22 protein-coding genes and 1 pseudogene are annotated in these 18291 nt (G+C 67.2%); 12 read left to right on the top strand and 11 right to left on the bottom strand.

Features of this window, described 5'->3' with window-relative positions:
* The first annotated feature begins 83 nt into the window (after positions 1-83).
* Positions 84-1079, top strand: a complete 996-nt coding sequence (locus NI2_RS20705; protein WP_067493105.1) for an LLM class F420-dependent oxidoreductase — start codon at positions 84-86, stop codon at positions 1077-1079.
* On the opposite strand, the gene NI2_RS20700 is transcribed toward NI2_RS20705, so the two are convergent.
* On the bottom strand, positions 1068-1553 hold the full coding sequence (locus NI2_RS20700; protein ID WP_084476572.1) for a DUF3558 family protein: 486 nt from the start codon (positions 1551-1553) through the stop codon (positions 1068-1070). The two genes, NI2_RS20705 and NI2_RS20700, sit on opposite strands and share 12 nt — an antisense overlap.
* A 277-nt stretch (positions 1554-1830) precedes the next feature.
* On the opposite strand from NI2_RS20700, the gene NI2_RS33920 reads away from it, so the two are divergent.
* From NI2_RS33920 to NI2_RS20690, 3 genes are all read left to right on the top strand, one after another.
* A complete protein-coding gene (locus NI2_RS33920; protein WP_157104671.1) occupies positions 1831-1968 on the top strand; it encodes a hypothetical protein in 138 nt (45 codons plus the stop codon).
* A 123-nt stretch (positions 1969-2091) separates the two neighbouring features.
* Positions 2092-2403 carry a hypothetical protein gene (locus NI2_RS20695; protein WP_133733807.1) on the top strand — a complete coding sequence of 104 codons (312 nt, stop codon included), beginning with the start codon at positions 2092-2094 and terminating at the stop codon, positions 2401-2403.
* 75 nt (positions 2404-2478) lie between these two features.
* Positions 2479-2934 (top strand): RDD family protein, encoded by a 456-nt coding sequence (locus tag NI2_RS20690; protein WP_067493099.1) that lies wholly within the window; start codon positions 2479-2481, stop codon positions 2932-2934.
* A 48-nt stretch (positions 2935-2982) separates the two neighbouring features.
* Here NI2_RS20690 and NI2_RS20685 read toward each other — a convergent pair whose 3' ends face one another.
* Together NI2_RS20685 and pnuC are read right to left on the bottom strand one after the other, a co-directional pair.
* Positions 2983-4065 (bottom strand): AAA family ATPase, encoded by a 1083-nt coding sequence (locus tag NI2_RS20685; RefSeq protein WP_243749720.1) that lies wholly within the window; start codon positions 4063-4065, stop codon positions 2983-2985.
* A complete protein-coding gene (gene pnuC / locus NI2_RS20680) occupies positions 4062-4511 on the bottom strand; it encodes a nicotinamide riboside transporter PnuC (protein WP_307657694.1) in 450 nt (149 codons plus the stop codon). The genes NI2_RS20685 and pnuC overlap by 4 nt, the downstream gene beginning before the upstream one ends.
* 222 nt (positions 4512-4733) lie before the next feature.
* Here pnuC and NI2_RS20675 point away from each other — a divergent pair, with 222 nt between their 5' ends.
* Complete coding sequence (locus NI2_RS20675) at positions 4734-5159, top strand: RDD family protein (RefSeq protein WP_067493094.1); 426 nt, start codon at positions 4734-4736, stop codon at positions 5157-5159.
* Between the two features lie 60 nt (positions 5160-5219).
* On the opposite strand, the gene nrdE is transcribed toward NI2_RS20675, so the two are convergent.
* The 4 genes from nrdE to NI2_RS20655 form a co-directional block, all read right to left on the bottom strand.
* Complete coding sequence (nrdE, locus tag NI2_RS20670) at positions 5220-7325, bottom strand: class 1b ribonucleoside-diphosphate reductase subunit alpha (protein ID WP_133733911.1); 2106 nt, start codon at positions 7323-7325, stop codon at positions 5220-5222.
* Between the two features lie 38 nt (positions 7326-7363).
* Positions 7364-7834, bottom strand: coding sequence for a class Ib ribonucleoside-diphosphate reductase assembly flavoprotein NrdI (nrdI, locus tag NI2_RS20665; protein WP_067493091.1), 471 nt, complete (start codon positions 7832-7834; stop codon positions 7364-7366).
* Between the two features lie 23 nt (positions 7835-7857).
* Positions 7858-8091, bottom strand: coding sequence for a glutaredoxin-like protein NrdH (nrdH, locus tag NI2_RS20660; protein ID WP_067493089.1), 234 nt, complete (start codon positions 8089-8091; stop codon positions 7858-7860).
* Between the two features lie 388 nt (positions 8092-8479).
* Positions 8480-9049, bottom strand: coding sequence for an NAD(P)H-dependent oxidoreductase (locus NI2_RS20655; protein WP_067493086.1), 570 nt, complete (start codon positions 9047-9049; stop codon positions 8480-8482).
* 135 nt (positions 9050-9184) lie between these two features.
* Here NI2_RS20655 and NI2_RS20650 point away from each other — a divergent pair, with 135 nt between their 5' ends.
* The 4 genes from NI2_RS20650 to NI2_RS20635 all read left to right on the top strand — a co-directional run bounded on the left by NI2_RS20650 (position 9185) and on the right by NI2_RS20635 (position 12573).
* Complete coding sequence (locus NI2_RS20650; protein ID WP_067493425.1) at positions 9185-9793, top strand: TetR/AcrR family transcriptional regulator; 609 nt, start codon at positions 9185-9187, stop codon at positions 9791-9793.
* Positions 9794-9799: 6 nt separating this feature from the next.
* Complete coding sequence (gene nadE / locus NI2_RS20645) at positions 9800-10624, top strand: NAD(+) synthase (protein WP_067493084.1); 825 nt, start codon at positions 9800-9802, stop codon at positions 10622-10624.
* Positions 10625-11079: 455 nt separating this feature from the next.
* On the top strand, positions 11080-11625 hold the full coding sequence (locus NI2_RS20640; protein ID WP_067493082.1) for a carboxymuconolactone decarboxylase family protein: 546 nt from the start codon (positions 11080-11082) through the stop codon (positions 11623-11625).
* A 66-nt stretch (positions 11626-11691) separates the two neighbouring features.
* Positions 11692-12573 (top strand): alpha/beta fold hydrolase, encoded by an 882-nt coding sequence (locus NI2_RS20635; protein WP_243749721.1) that lies wholly within the window; start codon positions 11692-11694, stop codon positions 12571-12573.
* 61 nt (positions 12574-12634) lie between these two features.
* Here the strand turns inward: NI2_RS20635 and NI2_RS20630 are convergent, their stop codons facing one another.
* Positions 12635-12877 carry a MoaD/ThiS family protein gene (locus tag NI2_RS20630; protein WP_067493080.1) on the bottom strand — a complete coding sequence of 81 codons (243 nt, stop codon included), beginning with the start codon at positions 12875-12877 and terminating at the stop codon, positions 12635-12637.
* The gene (moaA, locus tag NI2_RS20625) at positions 12870-13928 is read right to left on the bottom strand and encodes a GTP 3',8-cyclase MoaA (RefSeq protein ID WP_067493078.1); all 1059 of its coding nucleotides are present in this window, start codon (positions 13926-13928) and stop codon (positions 12870-12872) included. The genes NI2_RS20630 and moaA overlap by 8 nt, the downstream gene beginning before the upstream one ends.
* 129 nt (positions 13929-14057) lie before the next feature.
* On the opposite strand from moaA, the gene NI2_RS20620 reads away from it, so the two are divergent.
* The 3 genes from NI2_RS20620 to NI2_RS20610 are packed head-to-tail and all read left to right on the top strand — an operon-like array spanning position 14058 to position 16826.
* Positions 14058-15263, top strand: coding sequence for a molybdopterin molybdotransferase MoeA (locus tag NI2_RS20620; RefSeq protein ID WP_067493076.1), 1206 nt, complete (start codon positions 14058-14060; stop codon positions 15261-15263).
* Positions 15260-16402 carry a bifunctional molybdenum cofactor biosynthesis protein MoaC/MoaB gene (gene moaCB, locus NI2_RS20615; protein WP_067493074.1) on the top strand — a complete coding sequence of 381 codons (1143 nt, stop codon included), beginning with the start codon at positions 15260-15262 and terminating at the stop codon, positions 16400-16402. The genes NI2_RS20620 and moaCB overlap by 4 nt, the downstream gene beginning before the upstream one ends.
* The gene (locus NI2_RS20610; RefSeq protein ID WP_067493072.1) at positions 16395-16826 is read left to right on the top strand and encodes a molybdenum cofactor biosynthesis protein MoaE; all 432 of its coding nucleotides are present in this window, start codon (positions 16395-16397) and stop codon (positions 16824-16826) included. Before moaCB ends, NI2_RS20610 begins: the two co-directional genes overlap by 8 nt.
* On the opposite strand, the gene NI2_RS20605 is transcribed toward NI2_RS20610, so the two are convergent.
* Both NI2_RS20605 and NI2_RS34500 read right to left on the bottom strand, forming a co-directional pair.
* The gene (locus NI2_RS20605) at positions 16823-17860 is read right to left on the bottom strand and encodes a CobW family GTP-binding protein (RefSeq protein WP_067493070.1); all 1038 of its coding nucleotides are present in this window, start codon (positions 17858-17860) and stop codon (positions 16823-16825) included. The two genes, NI2_RS20610 and NI2_RS20605, sit on opposite strands and share 4 nt — an antisense overlap.
* A gap of 153 nt (positions 17861-18013) precedes the next feature.
* Positions 18014-18291, bottom strand: a pseudogene (locus NI2_RS34500) (N-acetylmuramoyl-L-alanine amidase); the annotation flags it as partial.

The raw sequence follows: 18291 nt of genomic DNA, 5'->3' as shown, positions 1-18291 counted from the left end.
GGACGGCAGTGGGAACAGTGGAGACCGGAAGCCGCGGTGCGTGGCGCGGCGACATCGGTTGTCAACACACTGAGGAGAAACCTGTGCGCTTCGGCATCTTCGTCCCCCAGGGCTGGCGGCTCGACCTGGTCGACATCGAACCGGCCGACCAGTGGGCGGTGATGCGCGAACTGGCCGAGCGGTTCGACAGCGGCGGCGTGTGGGAGTCGATCTGGGTGTACGACCACTTCCACACCACCCCCGTGCCCACTGACGAGGCGACCCACGAGGCGTGGTCGCTGATGTCGGCCTTCGCCGCCTCGACCAGCCGGGTGCGGCTGGGGCAGATGTGTACGGCCATGAGCTACCGCAACCCCGCCTATCTGGCCAAGGTCGCCGCGACGGTCGACCTGATCTCGGGTGGCCGGGTGGAGATGGGTATCGGCGCGGGCTGGTACGAACACGAGTGGCGCGCTTATGGTTACGGCTTCCCGCCCGCCGGTGAACGCCTGGGCCGTCTCGACGAGGGCGTGCAGATCTTCCGTCAGGCATGGCGGACCGGGCGCGCCACCCTCGACGGCAGGTACTACCAGGTCGACGGCGCCATTGTGCACCCACGTCCGTTGCAGGAGAACGGGATTCCCATCTGGATCGCGGGCGGCGGGGAGAAGAAGACACTGCGCATCGCCGCGAAGTACGCGAACTACACCAACTTCAGCGCCGTCCCCGACGAGTTCATCCGCAAGTCCGAAATCCTGCGCGAACACTGCGCAGAGGTGGGCACCGACTTCGCCGCCATCACCCGCAGCGCCAACTTCAACGCCGTGGTGGGCAGCACGGAAACCGAAGTACAGGAACGTCTCTCGCTCATCGTCGACCGCTACGCGCCCTTCCTCGGCGCCGATGCGGCCAAGACCTATGTCACCGACAATTTCGCGAGCAGCGCCGCCACCGGCACGCCCGAGCAGATCGCCGAACGGCTGGGCGCCGTCGAGGATCTCGGCCTCGGCTACGCCATCCTCAACTTCCCCGAAGCCGCCTACGACACCTCCGGTATCGAACTGTTCGAGCGCGAGGTGGTTCCCGCGCTAGGCGGGTAGGGCGGGAACGATCGCCTCGCCCATCCGGGTCAGCGTCGCGCAGGCGTCCGGCGCGGGCTGGCCCGGGTTGGTCACCACGATCATGCGGACCACTCCCTGTTCGGCGCCGAAGGCGACATCGCACACCGTGGTCAGCGAGGCCGAGTCGACCAGCTTGCGTCCCGCACGTCCGGCGACCGTGATGTCGTAGAAGTTGCCGGGACCGGCCTCGGCCTCGAACTCCTCGAGGGAACGATCCGCCGAGTAGACCCGCAACGACGCGGTCGCACCGTCCCACGCGCACGTCTGCCACCCCGCCTCCGCCGACCCGGCGGGGACTCGCGACGCCGGGTCGACCCCCGCCTGTGTCAGCGCCTGCTCCCCCACGCCCGCGCACGGCTCGAACAGCGCCTTCGCCGCCGGGTCGTCGCCGGAACATCCGGCGACCGTGCCCGCCACCACGATTCCCAGGCCAATCGTCGACAACCGGCGCATTCCAGGTCCCTTCCACTGCCTCACAAACGCGCCCAAGCTACCAAGCGATTGTCCTCACCCAGCCCTGCGTCGCCCGATCCTGTCGCGGTCACCACTGCCGACCATCCGGGTTGTGGCAGATCCGTACGGTCCTCCGTCTGTCGAATCTTCTCGGCACTGCGGCTTCTGCCGAATCCTGTTTCCACAGCGGGCTTTCCGACTCCGAACTTCCGGTGGGTGGCGACGTAGGATCACTGCCGGGCCTGCCCGTCGGCGGGTCGGGAAGGGGAATCGGACGATGAGTGCCACCATGCCCGTCGAACTATTGGCGGCGGGTTCTACTACTTTGGGCGCTGCCTACGCGGCCGCGCTGCAACTCCTCGACGCGCGCCGCTCTCGTGTCCGCGTCCAGCAACTGAGCAGAACGATCACCTAGGACACCGCGGAACCGAAGGCCGAGGCCGACTGGCTCGAAACCGCCGCACGCGAGCGCTCCGCCCTCGACATCGAGCATCATCACAGCGCGCTCCAGCAGCAGCGGCTGGCGACCATCGCCTCGTTGGTATGCGGCGTTATCGCGATCGGCGTGGTGATGTACGGCCTGATCGGCGACGATCCGAGCGACCCACAAGGGCTCGCCACCGTTGCCGCGGGTCTGCTGCCCGGCGCGGCCCGCGCCCTGCTGTTCTGGCAGTCGCGCGGAGCGAGCACCCGCGCCGACAAGTTCGCCGAGCGCATCGCCGCCACCGCCGTCCTCCTCAGCACCGCGTTCCCGGAACTCACCGGACGGGAAATCTGGCGGATGGCCGAGAGCAAAGCTTTTGCCCACCAGCTTGATTCGCTGCCAACCGCCGAAGTCCAGGTCGACTGAGAGCTCGACCTGGCCCGGCCACAGTATTGGCATGATCAACGGTTCCCGTTAAGCACCCTCACCTACCTTGCCGACATGAGCGACTCGGTGGACATGCGGAAAGAGACCAAGCTTCTCAGCGCCAGATACGAGCGAGACAGCGACGGTCGGCTGGTCTTCGTCCCGGCGGTGCCCGCCAAACCGGACCGCGACGCGGAATGGCCGCTGCTGGCGAAGGATTCGACCGGCAGCACCACCCGGATGTGGTTCGCGTTCCCGTTGGACATGTCGCTGCACCTCGCGATCGGCGCCGCCACATGGTTCGCCGTCCCCGGCTCGATATCGCTGCTCTACGGCCTGCTCGCCTGGCTCACCGCATCGTTCCTGCACCGCACCGTCATCCAACGCCTCACCCGAGCAACCCTGGGAAAGGCCGTCTTCGGCCTCCGCATGCGCTACACCGACGGCACCTACCCCACCCTCGGACGACTGATCAAGGAGTGGTTCCGTGGCCTCGGCGCCGCCCTCGAGATGCTGGCCTGGTTCGGCTAGAGCCCGGCACCCAACCGCGACCGCCCTGGCGTTCACCGTCCTCAGGTTTCAGTGCTTCTCCGGGAGGGGGTCGGCGAAAGACCAGCCCTCGGAGAGGAGTTGGTCGACGGCGGCTACGGCGGCGCGGAGGCGTTCGTGATGGGAGCCCGTCAGGACGGTGAATCGTTTGCCGGTTCGGGTGAGTTCGGTGTGGAAGCGTTCGGTCATCCAGGGGCGTAGGTGTTCGCCGTCGCGGAGGCCGTCGTCTTCGAAGGGGACGGCGGTGTGGTCGGTGAGCAGCCAGAGGTGCTGACGTGGGGGTGTGCGCAGGCTCGGGTGGGGGAAGCCGAGGTAGCGCTCGTGCCAGATTTCGGTGGCGAAAGCGTCGGTGTCGCAGAAGAGTACGGGGCCCGACTCGCGTGCGGCGCGGTCTTCGCGTTCTTGTTGGCGTGCGGCGATCAGGGGGAACTCGGCGGAGGTGAATTCGACCTGGGACCAGTGGGCGGAGGGGCCGAGGGCGGCGAGTTTCCGCTCGCTGTATTCGCGGCCGTATTCGGGAACCCGAGGGGCGCCGTAATGTTCGGCCAGCGCTTCGGCCATGGTCGTGGTTCCGGTGGACTCGGCGCCGAGGACGACCACGCGTCTGGTGAGCGCGGCTCGCACCGGTGGCGCGAGAAACTTCCAGTGCGCCATCGGATCTCGCCGGATCACTGTCGCCGAGATCGGGTAACGGCGGCGCTGCGGGTCGACGCTGATCGGCTGGGCGCCGAAGCGGCGGGCCAGCTCGTCGCCGTAGGTCTCCGAGGTGAACACGGCGTCGACCGGCTCGGGGACGGCGGCAAGGAACACCGCCATGTGCGCGTCCCAGACCCGCGGATCGGTGAGGTCCATGGGTATGTCGTCGACGGCGCCTACAGCGGAAATGCCTGGCTCTGAGTGTATTTCACGCATCCACGCCACCCGGTCGGTGAGCGGAATCGACTCCACCGAGGCGGCACAGACCAGCACCGTAAGCCGGTCACAGCGCGCGGCTGCGGTGCGCACCAGATGATGGTGGCCCGCATGCGGCGGATAGGACTTGCCCAACACCAGACCGTGCGCGAACCTGTGTGCGGAATCTGATTGCCCGACAGTCGCATTCATTGTGCTCATACCGCCACAACCGCCGGCTCCACGTGCACATCCCGCCGCCAGGCGATCAGCCCGCGCACGCACAACGCGAGGAAGCCGCAGTACAGGATCGCGGTGAGATAGAGGTCTTTGTAGACATAGAGGGGGATGTAGACGACATCGGCCGCGATCCACAACCACCACGACTCGAGGCGCTTACGGCACTGCCCGTAAGTGGCCATCAGCGACAGTGCGGTGGTGAGCGCGTCCCAGAACGGCACCGTCGATTCGGTTGCGGTATCGAGCAATACGGTGGTCGCCGCGGCGCCGAGCACACCGCACGCCCCGAGCACGAGCCATTCGGTGCGTGTGGTCCTGCGGACGGGCAGCCGTTCACTCCGTGGCGCCCCGGTGGCCCATGTCCACCACCCGTAGCCGGCCAGTGCGATGAACACCACCTGCGTGCTGGCGAGCCACCAGCCAGACACACAGCGCACCGCTACCGAATCCGAGCACCTCGGTCCAGCTCACCGGCGTGCCGAGCAGCGTGAACAGCGGTTCCTGCATGGCACCTATCAGATCGAGCACGGTCATCCCCCGCATCAGTAATAGTCATCGCGACAATAACCTGACAGAGGCTGCGGCACAAGGGATCATCACCAAGGTCGTCACACGGTTCTTGTTAAGCGGAGCCGAGCAATCTGTGGCGCATGACCAACGCAGCACCGCCCCGGCACGCGACGAGGAACGGCAGCTACGAGCGCGACGGACGATCGAGGTACGCCCCGGAGACGACGACCGCGCACGACGAATTCCCGCTCACCGGAAGCACATCCACGGGTTCGGAGACCGGCGTGATCCCCGCGTTCCTCATCGACATGGCCCTGCACGCCGCGATCGGCCTCACCACCTGGCACCTCGTCCAGGGCCCGACCGGCGTGCTCTACGGCCTGCTCGCCTGGCTCGGAGCCTCGTTCACGCACCGCACGATCGTCCAGCACCTGGCCGGCACCACCATCGGCAAATGCTCGTTCGGCCTCAGCCTGCGCCACGCAGACGGCACCCACCCGTCCCTCGGACAGCTGATAATCCAGTGGTTCCGAGGCGGCTGGGCCTGCTTCGACTTCTTCGGCTGAGGCCGGTCACGACGAACGACCTCGGCGCGGATCACCCGCACCGAGGTCGTCGGCCAAGACTTACAACATGCAGCTGACGCAGTTCTCCACTTCAGTCCCCTCGAGGGCCATCTGCCGCAGGCGGATGTAGTAGAGGGTCTTGATTCCCTTGCGCCAGGCGTAGATCTGGGCCTTGTTCAGGTCGCGGGTGGTGGCGGTGTCCTTGAAGAACAGCGTCAGCGACAGGCCCTGGTCCACGTGCTGGGTGGCCGCGGCGTAGGTGTCGATGATCTTCTCGTAACCGATCTCGTACGCGTCCTGGTAGTACTCCAGGTTGTCGTTGGTGAGATACGGGGCCGGGTAGTAGACGCGGCCGATCTTGCCTTCCTTGCGGATCTCGATCTTCGACGCCACCGGGTGGATCGAGCTGGTGGAGTGGTTGATGTAGGAGATCGAGCCGGTCGGCGGCACCGCCTGCAGGTTCTGGTTGTAGATGCCGAATTCCTGCACCGAGGCCTTCAGCTCACGCCAGTCGTCCTGGGTGGGGATGCGCACGCCCGCGTCGGCGAAGAGCTGTGCGACCTTGTCTGTCTTGGGCTCCCACACCTGATCGGTGTACTTGTCGAAGTACTCACCGCTGGCGTACTTCGACTCGGCGAAGCCGCCGAAGGCGGTACCGCGCTCCTTGGCGATCAGGTTCGACGCCCGGATCGCGTGGTAGACCACGGTGTAGAAGTACATGTTGGTGAAGTCGATGCCCTCTTCGGACCCGTAGTGCACCCGCTCGCGCGCCAGGTACCCGTGCAGGTTCATCTGGCCGAGGCCGATGGCGTGCGACTCGTTGTTGCCCTGCTCGATCGAGGGCACCGAGTAGATGTGGGTCTGGTCCGACACCGCGGTGAGCGCGCGGATCGAGGTCTCGATGGTCTGCCCGAAATCGGGTGAGTCCATCGCCTTGGCGATATTGAGCGAACCCAGGTTGCAGGAGATGTCCTTGCCGACCTTGGAGTACGAGAGGTCGTCGTTGAACTCCGACGGGGTGGAGACCTGCAGGATCTCCGAGCACAGGTTCGAGTGGGTGATCTTGCCCTTGATCGGGTTGGCCCGGTTCACCGTGTCCTCGAACATGATGTACGGGTAGCCCGACTCGAACTGCAGCTCGGCGATGGTCTGGAAGAACTCGCGCGCCTTGATCTTCGACTTGCGGATGCGCTTGTCGTCGACCATCTCGTAGTACTTCTCGGTGACGTCGATATCGGCGAACGGCTTGCCGTAGATGCGCTCGACGTCGTACGGCGAGAACAAGTACATGTCCTCGTTCTTCTTCGCCAGCTCGAAGGTGATGTCGGGGATCACCACGCCCAGCGAGAGGGTCTTGATGCGGATCTTCTCGTCGGCGTTCTCGCGCTTGGTGTCGAGGAAGCGGTAGATGTCGGGGTGGTGTGCGTGCAGGTACACCGCACCCGCGCCCTGTCGCGCGCCCAGCTGGTTGGCGTAGGAGAACGAGTCCTCCAGCAGCTTCATGATCGGGATGACACCCGAACTCTGGTTCTCGATCTTCTTGATCGGTGCGCCGTGCTCACGAATGTTGCTCAGCAGCAAGGCCACACCGCCGCCGCGCTTGGACAGCTGCAGCGCGGAGTTGATGGAGCGCCCGATGGACTCCATGTTGTCCTCGATGCGCAGCAGGAAGCAGGACACGGGCTCGCCGCGCTGCTTCTTGCCGGAATTCAGGAATGTCGGGGTGGCCGGCTGGAAGCGGCCGTCGATGATCTCGTCGACCAGCTTGCTCGCCAGCGTCTCGTCGCCGGCGGCCAGGGTCAGCGCGACCATGCAGACACGGTCCTCGAACCGCTCGAGGTAGCGCTTACCGTCGAAGGTCTTGAGGGTGTAGGAGGTGTAGTACTTGAACGCGCCGAGGAAGGTGGGGAACCGGAACTTCTTGGCGTAGGCCTGCTGGAACAGCTGCTTGACGAAGCCGCGGCTGTACTGGTCGAGCACCTCGGGCTCGTAGTAGTTCTCCTTGACCAGATAGTCCAGCTTCTCGTCCAGGTTGTGGAAGAAGACGGTGTTCTGGTTGACGTGCTGCAAGAAGTACTGGTGCGCGGCCTCGCGGTCCTTGTCGAACTGGATCTCGCCGTCGGGGCCGTACAGGTTCAGCATGGCGTTGAGGGCGTGGTAGTCCATCACCTCGCCCGCGGCGTCGGGCCGCACCGCCGACCGCTCTAGACGGGCTGACTTGCCTGCCGGTGCTGTGGTTGCTGTTGCCAAAACAATCCCAATCCCTCTCGGACGCGCGCGACGTCCTCAGCGGTTCCCATCAGTTCGAAGCGATACAGGTACGGCACCCCGCATTTGCGCGAGATGACATCGCCTGCAGCACAGTAGGTTTCACCGAAGTTCGTGTTACCGGCCGCGATCACACCGCGCAGCAGGGCACGGTTGTGCGGGTCGTTGAGGAACTTGGCGACCTGCCGCGGTACGAGGTCCTTGTCGGACCGTTGCTCACCCATGACGTGCCGACCACCACCGTAGGTGGGGGTGATCAGCACGTAGGGTTCGTCGACGCGCAGCGAATCAGCGGTGTGCAGTGGTAGTCGAGTAGCCGGGAGACCCAGCTTCTCGACGAAACGGTGAGTGTTCTCCGAAGCGCTGGAGAAGTAGACCAGCCCGCCCGGAGTCGTCCGTTCGGGCATCGCGGCTCCTTCCGAGCGAAGTCCTAGGCGGCCGCGACGGCGAGCGACTTGATGCGGTCGGGACGGAAGCCCGACCAGTGATCCTCACCCGCGACGACGACGGGCGCCTGCAGGTAACCGAGCGCCATGACGTAGTCGCGCGCCTCGGCGTTCTCCGAGATGTCGATGACGTCGTACTCCACCCCGACCTTGTCGAGCGCCTTGTAGGTGGCATTGCACTGAACGCAAGCGGGCTTGGTGTACACGGTGACGGTCATTAGAGTCCCTCTCTCCTATGCCTGATCCACAGCCTGTGATCCGTATGCAGTGCACGAACGGTGATGCTGCGCAAACTCCTGGATCTGGCGAAGAAAGCCCTGCTCGTAACCCCTTCCCTTGGGCCCGATCAGTAGTGGCTTCACACCGTGTTCCAGTACCGAAGACACTACACCTAGTGGCCGACAGATGGGAACAACACAAGGGGTTGCGAGTCGCACAGATGTAATTTCCACCGGGTAAGTCCCAGGACGCACCGGCGGCGAGCAGCCGAAACAGTGGTTCAGATCACGATTTCGCCTACCGGCGAGTCTTCAGCAAACCGGCTCGACAACGAAAGAGCGCCGCATCGACCGTGTCGATGCGGCGCCCGTCGGGAGCGCTGTCAGCTTACGCGCTGACGCGCGCGCCGTTCGCGGCGGCGACCAGCTCGTGCACCGCGGCACCGAGCTGGGTCAGCGCCTCGGCGTCCTCACCCGGATGCACCTGGGCGAACCGCTCACCGATGGTGCCGAACCGCACGGTGGCCGACTCCACGACCACACCACCCGCGACGCCCACAGACTTCACCGCGTCGCCGTGCGCCCACTCGGCGGCACGCGCACTGATCGAGGCACTCACCACGGCGACCGGCTTGTCCTTGATCGAACCGGCACCATAGGGACGCGAGGCCCAGTCGATGGCGTTCTTCAGCACGGCAGGCAGGGTGCCGTTGTACTCGGGCGTGACAAGCAGGACGGCGTCGGCGGCGGCCACGGCGTCGCGCAGCGCCTGCGCGGTGGCGGGCACGGAACCGGGTACGTCGAGGTCCTCGTTGTAGAACGGAACCTCGGCGAGACCCTCGTAGATGGCGATGTCGACGCCCTCGGGCGCGGTCTGTGCGGCGGCCTCGGCGAGGCGGCGGTTGATCGAACCGGCGCGCAGGCTGCCGACCAGAGTAAGGATGCGGGTCTCGCTCATGACGACTCCTGGTGTACTCAGTGGAAAGATCCAAGTTTCATCCGACAATAACCGGACCGCGGTCCGAATACTTCCCCGGAGGGGCGTGTGAGCAGCGTGAGCTACAGCACACCGAGGTCGGACGAGCCCGGCGTGCTGCGGATCGGGCAACCCTCGTCCCTCAATGCCGAACCGGCCGAGCGCGCCGACGCGGCCCGCAATCGAGCCCTGCTACTCGACGCGGCCCAGCAGCTGGTGCGCGAGCACGGCGTCGCCGGACTCACCATGGACGCGCTCGCCAAGCGCGCGGGCGTGGGCAAGGGCACGGTGTTCCGCCGCTTCGGCAATCGCTCGGGGCTGATGCTGGCCCTGCTCGACCACTCCGAACAGAAGTTCCAGACGGCCTTCATGTTCGGACCAGGACCGCTCGGGCCCGAGGCCGAGCCGATCGACCGGCTGATCGCCTTCGGCCGCACCCGGCTGCTCGATATCGAACTCGAGGGCGACCTGCACCGCGCCGCCGAGGAGAAGGGCCGCTTCGGCGACGGCCCCTACGCGCTGCACCGCGCCCACATCGTGCTGCTGCTGCGCGCGGCCGGGGTGCGCGGCGAGCTCGCCCTGGTCGCCGACGGCCTGCTCGCCACGCTCTCGGCGGCGCTGGTCCTGCATCAGATGGAGGAGCTCGGCTACACCCGCGCACAGATCGGCGACAACTGGGAATGGTTCGTTCACCGGGTTGTTTCGCCTGTCGCCCAAGTAGAGTGAGACGGCATGGGGACACTGCGTGAACAGATCATTGCCGAATTGGGTGTGCAACCCGAGATCGAACCGAAGCAGGAGGTCCGCAGGCGCGTCGACTTCCTCAAGGAGTACCTGAGCACCACCCCCGCGAAGGGTTTCGTGCTCGGTATCAGCGGCGGGCAGGACAGCTCCCTCGCCGGTCGGCTGTGCCAGCTGGCCGCCGAGGAGCTGCGTGCCGAGGGCAAGGACGCCACCTTCCTCGCGGTGCGGCTGCCCTACGGCGTGCAGGCCGACGAGCACGACGCGCAGGTCGCCCTCAACTTCATCGACCCCGACCACTGCGTCGTCGTGAACGTGCGCCCCGGTGTCGACGCGGTGTCGGCCGAGGTGGCCGGGTCCATCGACCACGAGCGGCTACGCGACTTCGTGCGCGGCAATATCAAGGCACGCGAGCGGATGGTCGCCCAGTACGCGCTGGCCGGGCAGGAGAACCTGCTGGTGGTCGGCACCGACCACGCCGCCGAGGCGGTCACCGGTTTCTTCACCAAGTACGGCGACGGCGGTGTCGACCTGACCCCTCTCACCGGCCTCACCAAGCGTCAGGGTGCCGCGCTGCTGCAGGAACTCGGCGCGCCGCCGAGCACCTGGTCGAAGGTGCCGACCGCCGATCTCGAGGACGACCGCCCCGCCCTGCCCGACGAGGACGCGCTCGGTGTGCGCTACAGCGAGATCGACGACTACCTCGAGGGCAAGGAGGTGAGCGACGAGGTCGCCGAGCGCGTCGAATCGCTGTTCACCGCCACCCGTCACAAACGCACCGTGCCGGTGACTCCGCTCGACACCTGGTGGCGCTAGGCCGATATCGGCATCGTCTTCGAGCAGAACGCCGACTCGTCGGCGACGGTGGCCCATCGACTGGGGATGAGTCCAGTGAGTAGCGCTCACCGCACCGAGCGCGTTCAGCGTCGGCATGGGCTGTCCCCCTTGGCGATTCGCGACGGGCTCGTCGCGAGCTGATCCGCGCGCGGACTCGAGACGCGCGGATGTCGCGTTCCTGGGGCGGGAGCGGCTCGGTATCGACGCCGCCCTCATCCAGCTCGGACCGCGTCATGGCGTATCGAGTCCGCGGGCAGACGGGTCAGCGAGCTCTGGATTCACGGAGGTGTGCGGCGGCAGGCCGCGACTTCCGAAGAAACTTTCGCGAATCGGGAATCAACACGCCCCCTACTAACCTTTAAATAGATGATTGACGGTTAGAAAACCGGCTGTCGCCGCTCATCCCGAGTTCGTTCCAGAAGAAGAGGTTCCTCATGTCTCGTCTGCCGCTCATCCAGTCCGACGCCGCCACCGGCAAAGCCGCCGACCTGCTCGCCGGGGTACAACAGGCCCTCGGTGTGACCCCGAACATGACAAGGGCGATGGTCAACAGCCCCGCCGTACTCGAGGCGTACCTCGGTTTCTCCGGCGCGCTGGCCGGCGGCGCGCTGTCGGCCGCGACCAGGGAGCGGATCGCGCTGCTGGTGGCCGAGGAGAACGGCTGTGACTACTGCCTGTCGGCGCACAGCTACATCGGTGCCAATATCGCCAAGCTCGACGCCGAGGAGATCGAGCGCAACCGCCACGGCCAGTCGTCGGACCCGAAAGCCGAGGCCGTGCTGGTCTTCGCCGCGGCCGTGGTCCGCACGCGAGGTGGTGTCGAAGAGACCGATATCAAGGCCGCCAAGGCCGCGGGTCTGACCGACGGGGAGATCACCGAGATCATCGCCGGTGTCGCGCTGAATGTGTTCACCAACTACCTGAACAAGGCGGTCGACACCGACATCGACTGGCCGGTGGTGCGCCACCACCAGCACTGACCCGAATTCGCCGGGCCTCGCCCACCAGCGAGGCCCGGCTCTTCTTCTCCCGTGAAAGGGTTTACGGTGATCGAGATTCCTGTGATCGCACATCGATTCGTCGAGGTCGACGGCGTGCGCGTCTTCTACCGTGAGGCCGGCCCGCGCGACGCGCCGACGCTGGTACTGCTGCACGGCTTCCCCTCCGCCTCACATCAGTTCCGCCGGTTGATGGATGCCCTCGGCGACCGGTACCACCTCATCGCCCCGGACTACCCCGGCTTCGGGCACACCTGGGCTCCCGAGGATTTCGCCTATTCGTTCGATCGTCTGGCCGATATCACCGAAGGCTTCCTCGAGGCCCTCGGCCTGCACCGCTTCATCATGTACGTCTTCGATTTCGGTGGGCCGGTGGGCTTCCGGATCGCCGAGCGTCATCCGGAGTGGATCGCCGGACTGATCGTGCAGAACGCCAACGCCTACACCGATGGCCTGTCCGACGGCGCCCGCGATTTCATCGCACTGACCCCGGAAACCCCCGGATCACGCGATGCGATCGGCGACCTGCTGACCTTGGACGGCACCCGAGGCCAGTACGAAACCGGTGTGTCCGACCCGCATGTGCTCGACCCCGACGCCTGGACCCTGGACCAGCACTTCCTCGACGCGCCCGGACGGAAGCAGGCGCAGCTGACGCTGGCCTTCGACTACCACAGCAACCTCGAGCGCTATCACGCCTGGCAGCTCTGGCTGCGGACGCACACACCACCCACCCTGATCCTCTGGGGTCGGCACGACCCGTTCTTCCCCGAGCCCGGCGCCCACGCCTACCTCGCCGACGTGCCCCAGGCCGAACTGCACCTGTTCGACACCGGCCATTTCGCCCTGGAGACCCATCTGCCGGAAATCGCTCCGCGCATCGCGGATTTCGCCGACCACGTCTGGGACACCGGCCGGCGCGATCGCTGAGACCGGTCGTCCCTCGCGGCGACCTGCCAGACGGTGCGCCGGATCTATGGCTGGATCGGGTTCAGCCGCCCGCGAAAGGGGGGAGAACATCCACTCGGTCGCGGAGCATGGCCGCGGGGTCGCGGGTGAGTTCGTCGCCGATCAGGAAGGCGCAGACCCGGACCAGGGTGTCCACCTCGGCACCGTAGGTGGTGGCGAGGGTGGTGCGTAGGTCGGCGACGGTGGCGCCGTCGGGGAGGTCGAGTGTTTCGGTGTTCTTGCCGACCGCGTCGGCGATGGCGGCGAAATAGCGGACCTCAACCACCGATGGCTCCCATCGTGCGTTCCGGGGGGACGAAACCTGCGGCATCGATGCCGTGACCTGCCCACTTCTGCCACATCGCGCCGCGCCACAGTTCGGCGACCTCGGCGTCGTCGGCGCCGGCCCGCAGGGCGGTGCGCACGTCGAACTCCTGGTCGCTGAACAGGCACGAGCGCAGCATGCCGTCGGCGGTGAGCCGGGTGCGGTCGCAGGCGTCGCAGAACTTGCGGGTCACTGTCGCGATGATGCCGACGGTCGCGGGGCCGCCGTCGACCAGCCACTTCTCCGCGGGCGCCGAGGGGTCGGCGCGGCCGGCGGGCGTGAGGGTGAAGCGGGTGCCGAGGACGTCCAGCAGATCGGCAGCGGTCACCATCTGTTCGCGCGCCCACTCGTGGTCGGCGTCGAGCGGCATTTCCTCGATGAAGCGCAGTTCACATTCCTCGGCCAGGCACCAGGCCAGCAGGTCGGCGGCACCGGCGAGGTTGTCGCGCATGAGCACGGCGTTCACCTTCACCGGTGCGAGGCCCGCGTCGCGGGCGGCGCGGATGCCGTTGAGGACCGATTCGAGGCGGTCGCGGCGGGTCAAGCGGGCGAAGTCGAGCCGGTCGACGGTGTCGAGGGAGACGTTCACCCTGGTCAGGCCGGCAGCGGCGAGGGCACGCACCCGATGTTCGAGGCCGACACCGTTGGTGGTCATCGCCAGCGGCGTGTCGGGAACGGCGGCGTGGCAGCCCGCGATGATCTGCTCGAGTTCACGGCGCATCAGCGGTTCGCCACCCGTGAAGCGCACCTCGCGCACCCCGAGTTCCTTCACGGCGAGGGAGACCAGCCGCACGATCTCGTCGGCGGTGAGCAGTTCCTCGCGCGGGATCGGCGGCAGGCCCTCCTCGGGCATGCAGTACGTGCAGCGCAGCGAACACTTCTCGGTGATGGAGACGCGCAGGTCACGGGCGACGCGGCCGAATCGGTCGACCAGCAGCGGCGTCTCGGGTCTGCCGTCGAGAGACGGCCGCTCCGAGCGCACAGCGGGGATCCCCATCTCGACCAGCGTCATTCCTCCAGTATGACCCGTCGGGGCCGTCACATCGGGTCCGGTGCGGCGATTCGTTGCTCACCGCTAGGGCCGGGAAAGAGTGAGCAACACGATCGAACCGGGTACCGCGACGACGATTAGGCTGGGCACATGACTCACCGGCCCGCCACCGCTTCGGCGCGCAGCGTGGACGAGTACCGCGACACCGTTGCCGCGCTGCTCGCCCACCTCGCCGACCGCACCCCCGAACAGGTGCCGGTCCCCGACGCACTCGGGCGCGTGCTCGCCGCCGACGTGAACTCCCCGATCGATCTGCCGGTCTTCCGCAATTCGGCGATGGACGGGTACGCGGTGCGGGCTGCCGACGTCGCCGTCACGCCGGTGACGCTGCCGGTCGCGGGTGTAGTGGCCGCCGGTAGGCCCGGCACCGAGGTACTGCCCGAGGGCGCGGCGATGAAGGTGATGACGGGTGCGCCGCTGCCGCCTGGCGCGGACTGCGTCGTCCCGGTGGAGGACGTGCAGGCGGGCGCCGACCGCATCGTCGTCGAACGCGGCCGGGCACGTGGGGAATTCGTGCGCGAGGCCGGTACCGATGTGCGCGTGGGTGAGCTGGTCACCCGGGCGGGCACGGTGCTCGCGCCGCGTCATATCGCCGCGCTGGCCGCCGTCGGGCTGGCGAGTGTGCCGGTGCTGTCGCGACTGCGTGCGGTGTGCCTGACCACCGGGGACGAGCTGCGACCGGCCGGTTCGGTGCTGGCCCCCGGCCAGATCTACAACTCGAACGGGATCGGACTGGCCGCCGCGCTGCGCGCCGACGGCGTCGACGTGCTCGAGATCGCCCACAGCACCGACGACGCGACCGTCTTCGCGCAGGTGCTGCCGTCGGCTGTCGCGAAGGCCGACGTGGTGTTCACCTCTGGTGGGGTGTCCAAAGGCGACTTCGAGGTGGTCAAAGAGGTGCTGGCGCCGCTGGGCGGAACGTTCGGTTCCGTCGCGGTGCAGCCGGGCGGACCGCAGGGGTACACGGTGGTCGACGGTGTGCCCGTGCTGAGTTTCCCGGGCAATCCGGTGAGCACGATGGTCTCCTACACGGTCTTCGCGCGGCCGGTGATCCGGGCGCTCGCCGGGCTGCCGGCGCCCGCGAGCCGGGAGCTCACCCTGCTCACTGCCGTCCGCTCGCCCGCGGGCAAACGTCAGTTCCTGCGCGGCCTGACCTGCGACGACGGCGTGGAGGTCGTGTCCGGGCCCGGCTCGCATCTCATCGCGGGTATGGCCTGGGCCGATGCGCTCGTCGACATTCCCGCCGAGGTCACCACGCTCGCCGCCGGTGCCACTGTGCGAATCTTGATGCTATGAGCGAGTTGTCGCACGTCGACCGCGAAGGTCGCGCCCGCATGGTCGATGTGAGTGCCAAGCCCGACACCACCCGGATCGCCGTCGCCGCAGGCGAATTGGAGACTACGGCCGAAGTCGTGCGCTTGGTCCGTGCCGACGGCATGCCCAAGGCCGACGTGCTGTCCACCGCCCGGCTCGCCGGAATCGCCGGTGCCAAAAAGACTTCCGAACTGATCCCGCTGTGTCACCAGCTGGCACTGTCGTCGGTGAAGGTGGAGTTCGGGTTCACCGAGACGACCATCACCATCGAGGCGAGCGCCAAGACCACCGGGCCGACCGGGGTGGAGATGGAGGCACTCACCGCCGTCGCCGTGGCGGGACTCACCCTGCACGACATGGTGAAGGCGGTCGATCCGGCGGCGGTGCTGAACGGGGTGCGGCTGGTCACCAAAGAGGGTGGCAAGCACGGACATTGGGTGCGGCCTGAGGCGCGGCCGGCGTCGACCGAGGCCGTGGAGGCTCCGGCCGTCGCCGAATCGGGCGGCACTGTGGGCATCTCGCAGGCAGCTGGTTCCGTCGCCCCTGCCGCTGATGCTGCGGTCGGCGTCTCGGAATCGCCGCATGCTGCCGAATCACGTTCGGCCGTCGCTGATTCTCGGCACGCCATGAACAGCGCCCCCACCGGGTCTCGTACAGCCGCTGTCGTGGTCGCGTCTACTGGCGCGGCGGCCGGGTCACGTGTCGACACCACCGGCCCGGTGCTCACCGAATGGCTTGCCGCACAAGGGTTTTCCGTGCGCGGTCCACTCGTCTACGCGGACGCCGACATCACGGCAGGCTTGGCCGACGCACTGACCGGGGCGCCGTCGCTGGTAATCACGACCGGCGGCACCGGCGCCTCGCCGACCGACGCAACCCCCGAAGCGACACGGGCCTTGCTCGATCGGGAGCTGCCCGGGGTGGCCGACGCCATCCGGCAGCGTGGGACGGCGAAATTCCCGCTCGCGGCGCTGAGCCGCGGGGTCGCGGGCCTGGTCGGGAGCACCGTTGTGGTGAACCTGCCCGGTTCGCCCGGCGGGGTGAAGGACGGCATCGCCGTGCTGGAGCCGCTGCTGGATCATCTGCTCGCGCAAGTAGCCGGAGGCGGCAATCATGAATGACAAGGGCACGGTCGCGCTGGCCGCGATCAGTGACCGCGATCTCGATCCCGCCGCCGTCGAAAAGGCCGTCGACGGACCGGAATTCGGCGCCGTGGTGGTGTTCACCGGCAAGGTCCGCAATCACGATGGTGGCCAGGCGGTTTCCTCGCTCGAGTACTCCGCGCACCCGCAGGCCGAACGGTTCCTCCACGCAGTGTGCGCCGAAGTCGCGACGGCCAGTGGACTTCCCGTCGCCGCCGCCCATCGGGTCGGTGCGCTCGACATCGGTGGCCTGGCGATCGTGGTCGCCGTCGCCGCACCGCATCGGGCCGAGGCGTTCACCGTATGCCACGAGCTCGTCGACCGGATCAAGCACGAAGTGCCCATCTGGAAGCGGCAACTGTTCGCCGACGGACTCTCGGAATGGGTCAACGCCTGCGGTTAGACCATGCTCGGGGTGTAGCGCCAGATGCCGAGCATCGCTTGGTCGTCCAGTGGTGAGTCGCCCTCGAAGGCGGTGGCGCGCAAGCGTTCCAGGGCCGCGTCCGCGTCGAGGCCCGCGCCGATGAGTACCAGACTCGACACCCGCTGCTCACCCCGCGCCCAGGTGCCGAGGGTGAACGTCACGTGGCGGCCGACCAGGTGCATCTCGAATTTGCGCCGCTCGCTCTCCACGGCGAAGGCCACGCATCCTTTGGCGCGGAACAGGCCGTGCGGCGGGTTCTCCAGGAACTCCACCAGCGCACGGGGATTCAGTGGGCGCTCGCTGGTGAACGACACCGAGGCGTAGTCGTCGTGGAAGTGGCGGTGGTCGGGATCGTCGTGGTCGTGGTCGTCGAGCAGGGCGTCGAAGCTCAACTGCTGCGCCACCTTCGGCTCTTCGCGGGTGCGCTCGTCGAACAGCAGACCCGGGTCGACCCGGCCGTGCGTGGTCGCGTAGACGGGTACCTGATCGGCCCACTCGGTGATCTGCGCACGCAGGGCCGTGAGTGCCTCGGGGGTGACGCGGTCGGCCTTGTTCACCAGCACCAGGTCGGCCAGTTTCAGATGCGAGATCAACTCCGGGTGCCGGGTGCTCGTTTCGCCGAATTGTTCGGCATCGACCACCTCGACCAGTCCGCCGTAGCCGATGCGCGGATTCGGATTCGCCACGACCATCCGGATCAGATTGCGCGGTTCGGCCAGCCCGCTGGCCTCGACAACGATCACGTCGACCGCGCTGCGCGGCTGCGCCAGCTGCGCGAACAGATCGTCGAGCTCGGACACGTCGACCGCGCAGCACACACACCCGTTCCCCAGCGACACCATGGCATCGACCTGGCCCGCGACCAGCATCGCGTCGATGTTCACCGCCCCGAAATCGTTGACCACCACCCCGATCCGGGTCCCCCGGTTGTTGCGCAGCAGATAGTTCAGCAGAGTCGTCTTCCCTGACCCCAGAAACCCAGCAACGATCACCACAGGAATCACGGCACCCATGGTGCCATCTCGCCGCTGCGCCCCACTCTCACCGCCCACCCACTGAGCCCCTCCCCGGCCCTGGACGCGCGATCACCACGCTCTGGTGGCGGCATCGACGGCGAGCCGACCGCCAGCAGAGCGTGGTGATCTTGAACGAAGGGTTTCGGTGGTCTACTTCGTCGGGCCGAAGACGACGCCGGCGAGGGTATAGGCCAGGTTGATGAGCTGATCGGTGACGACGCTGTTGTCCATGCCGAGAGACTGAGCCATGGGCATCAGCATGTTCATCACCGTGAGGACCGGGCCGCCGAGAGAACTACTCAGCGACGTGATGTCGGGAACCGATTCCTCCTGGTAGGGCTGGGCCTTCGGGGCGGCACCGCCGCGTTCCCTCGGGGTGGGAGCCGGCGCGGCCGGCGGGCGGGCGTTGGCACCGGGTGCGGTGCGGG

Source organism: Nocardia ignorata NBRC 108230 (assembly GCF_001612905.1).
Lineage (GTDB): Bacteria > Actinomycetota > Actinomycetes > Mycobacteriales > Mycobacteriaceae > Nocardia > Nocardia ignorata.
This window is presented reverse-complemented; position numbering and strand designations above follow the sequence as displayed.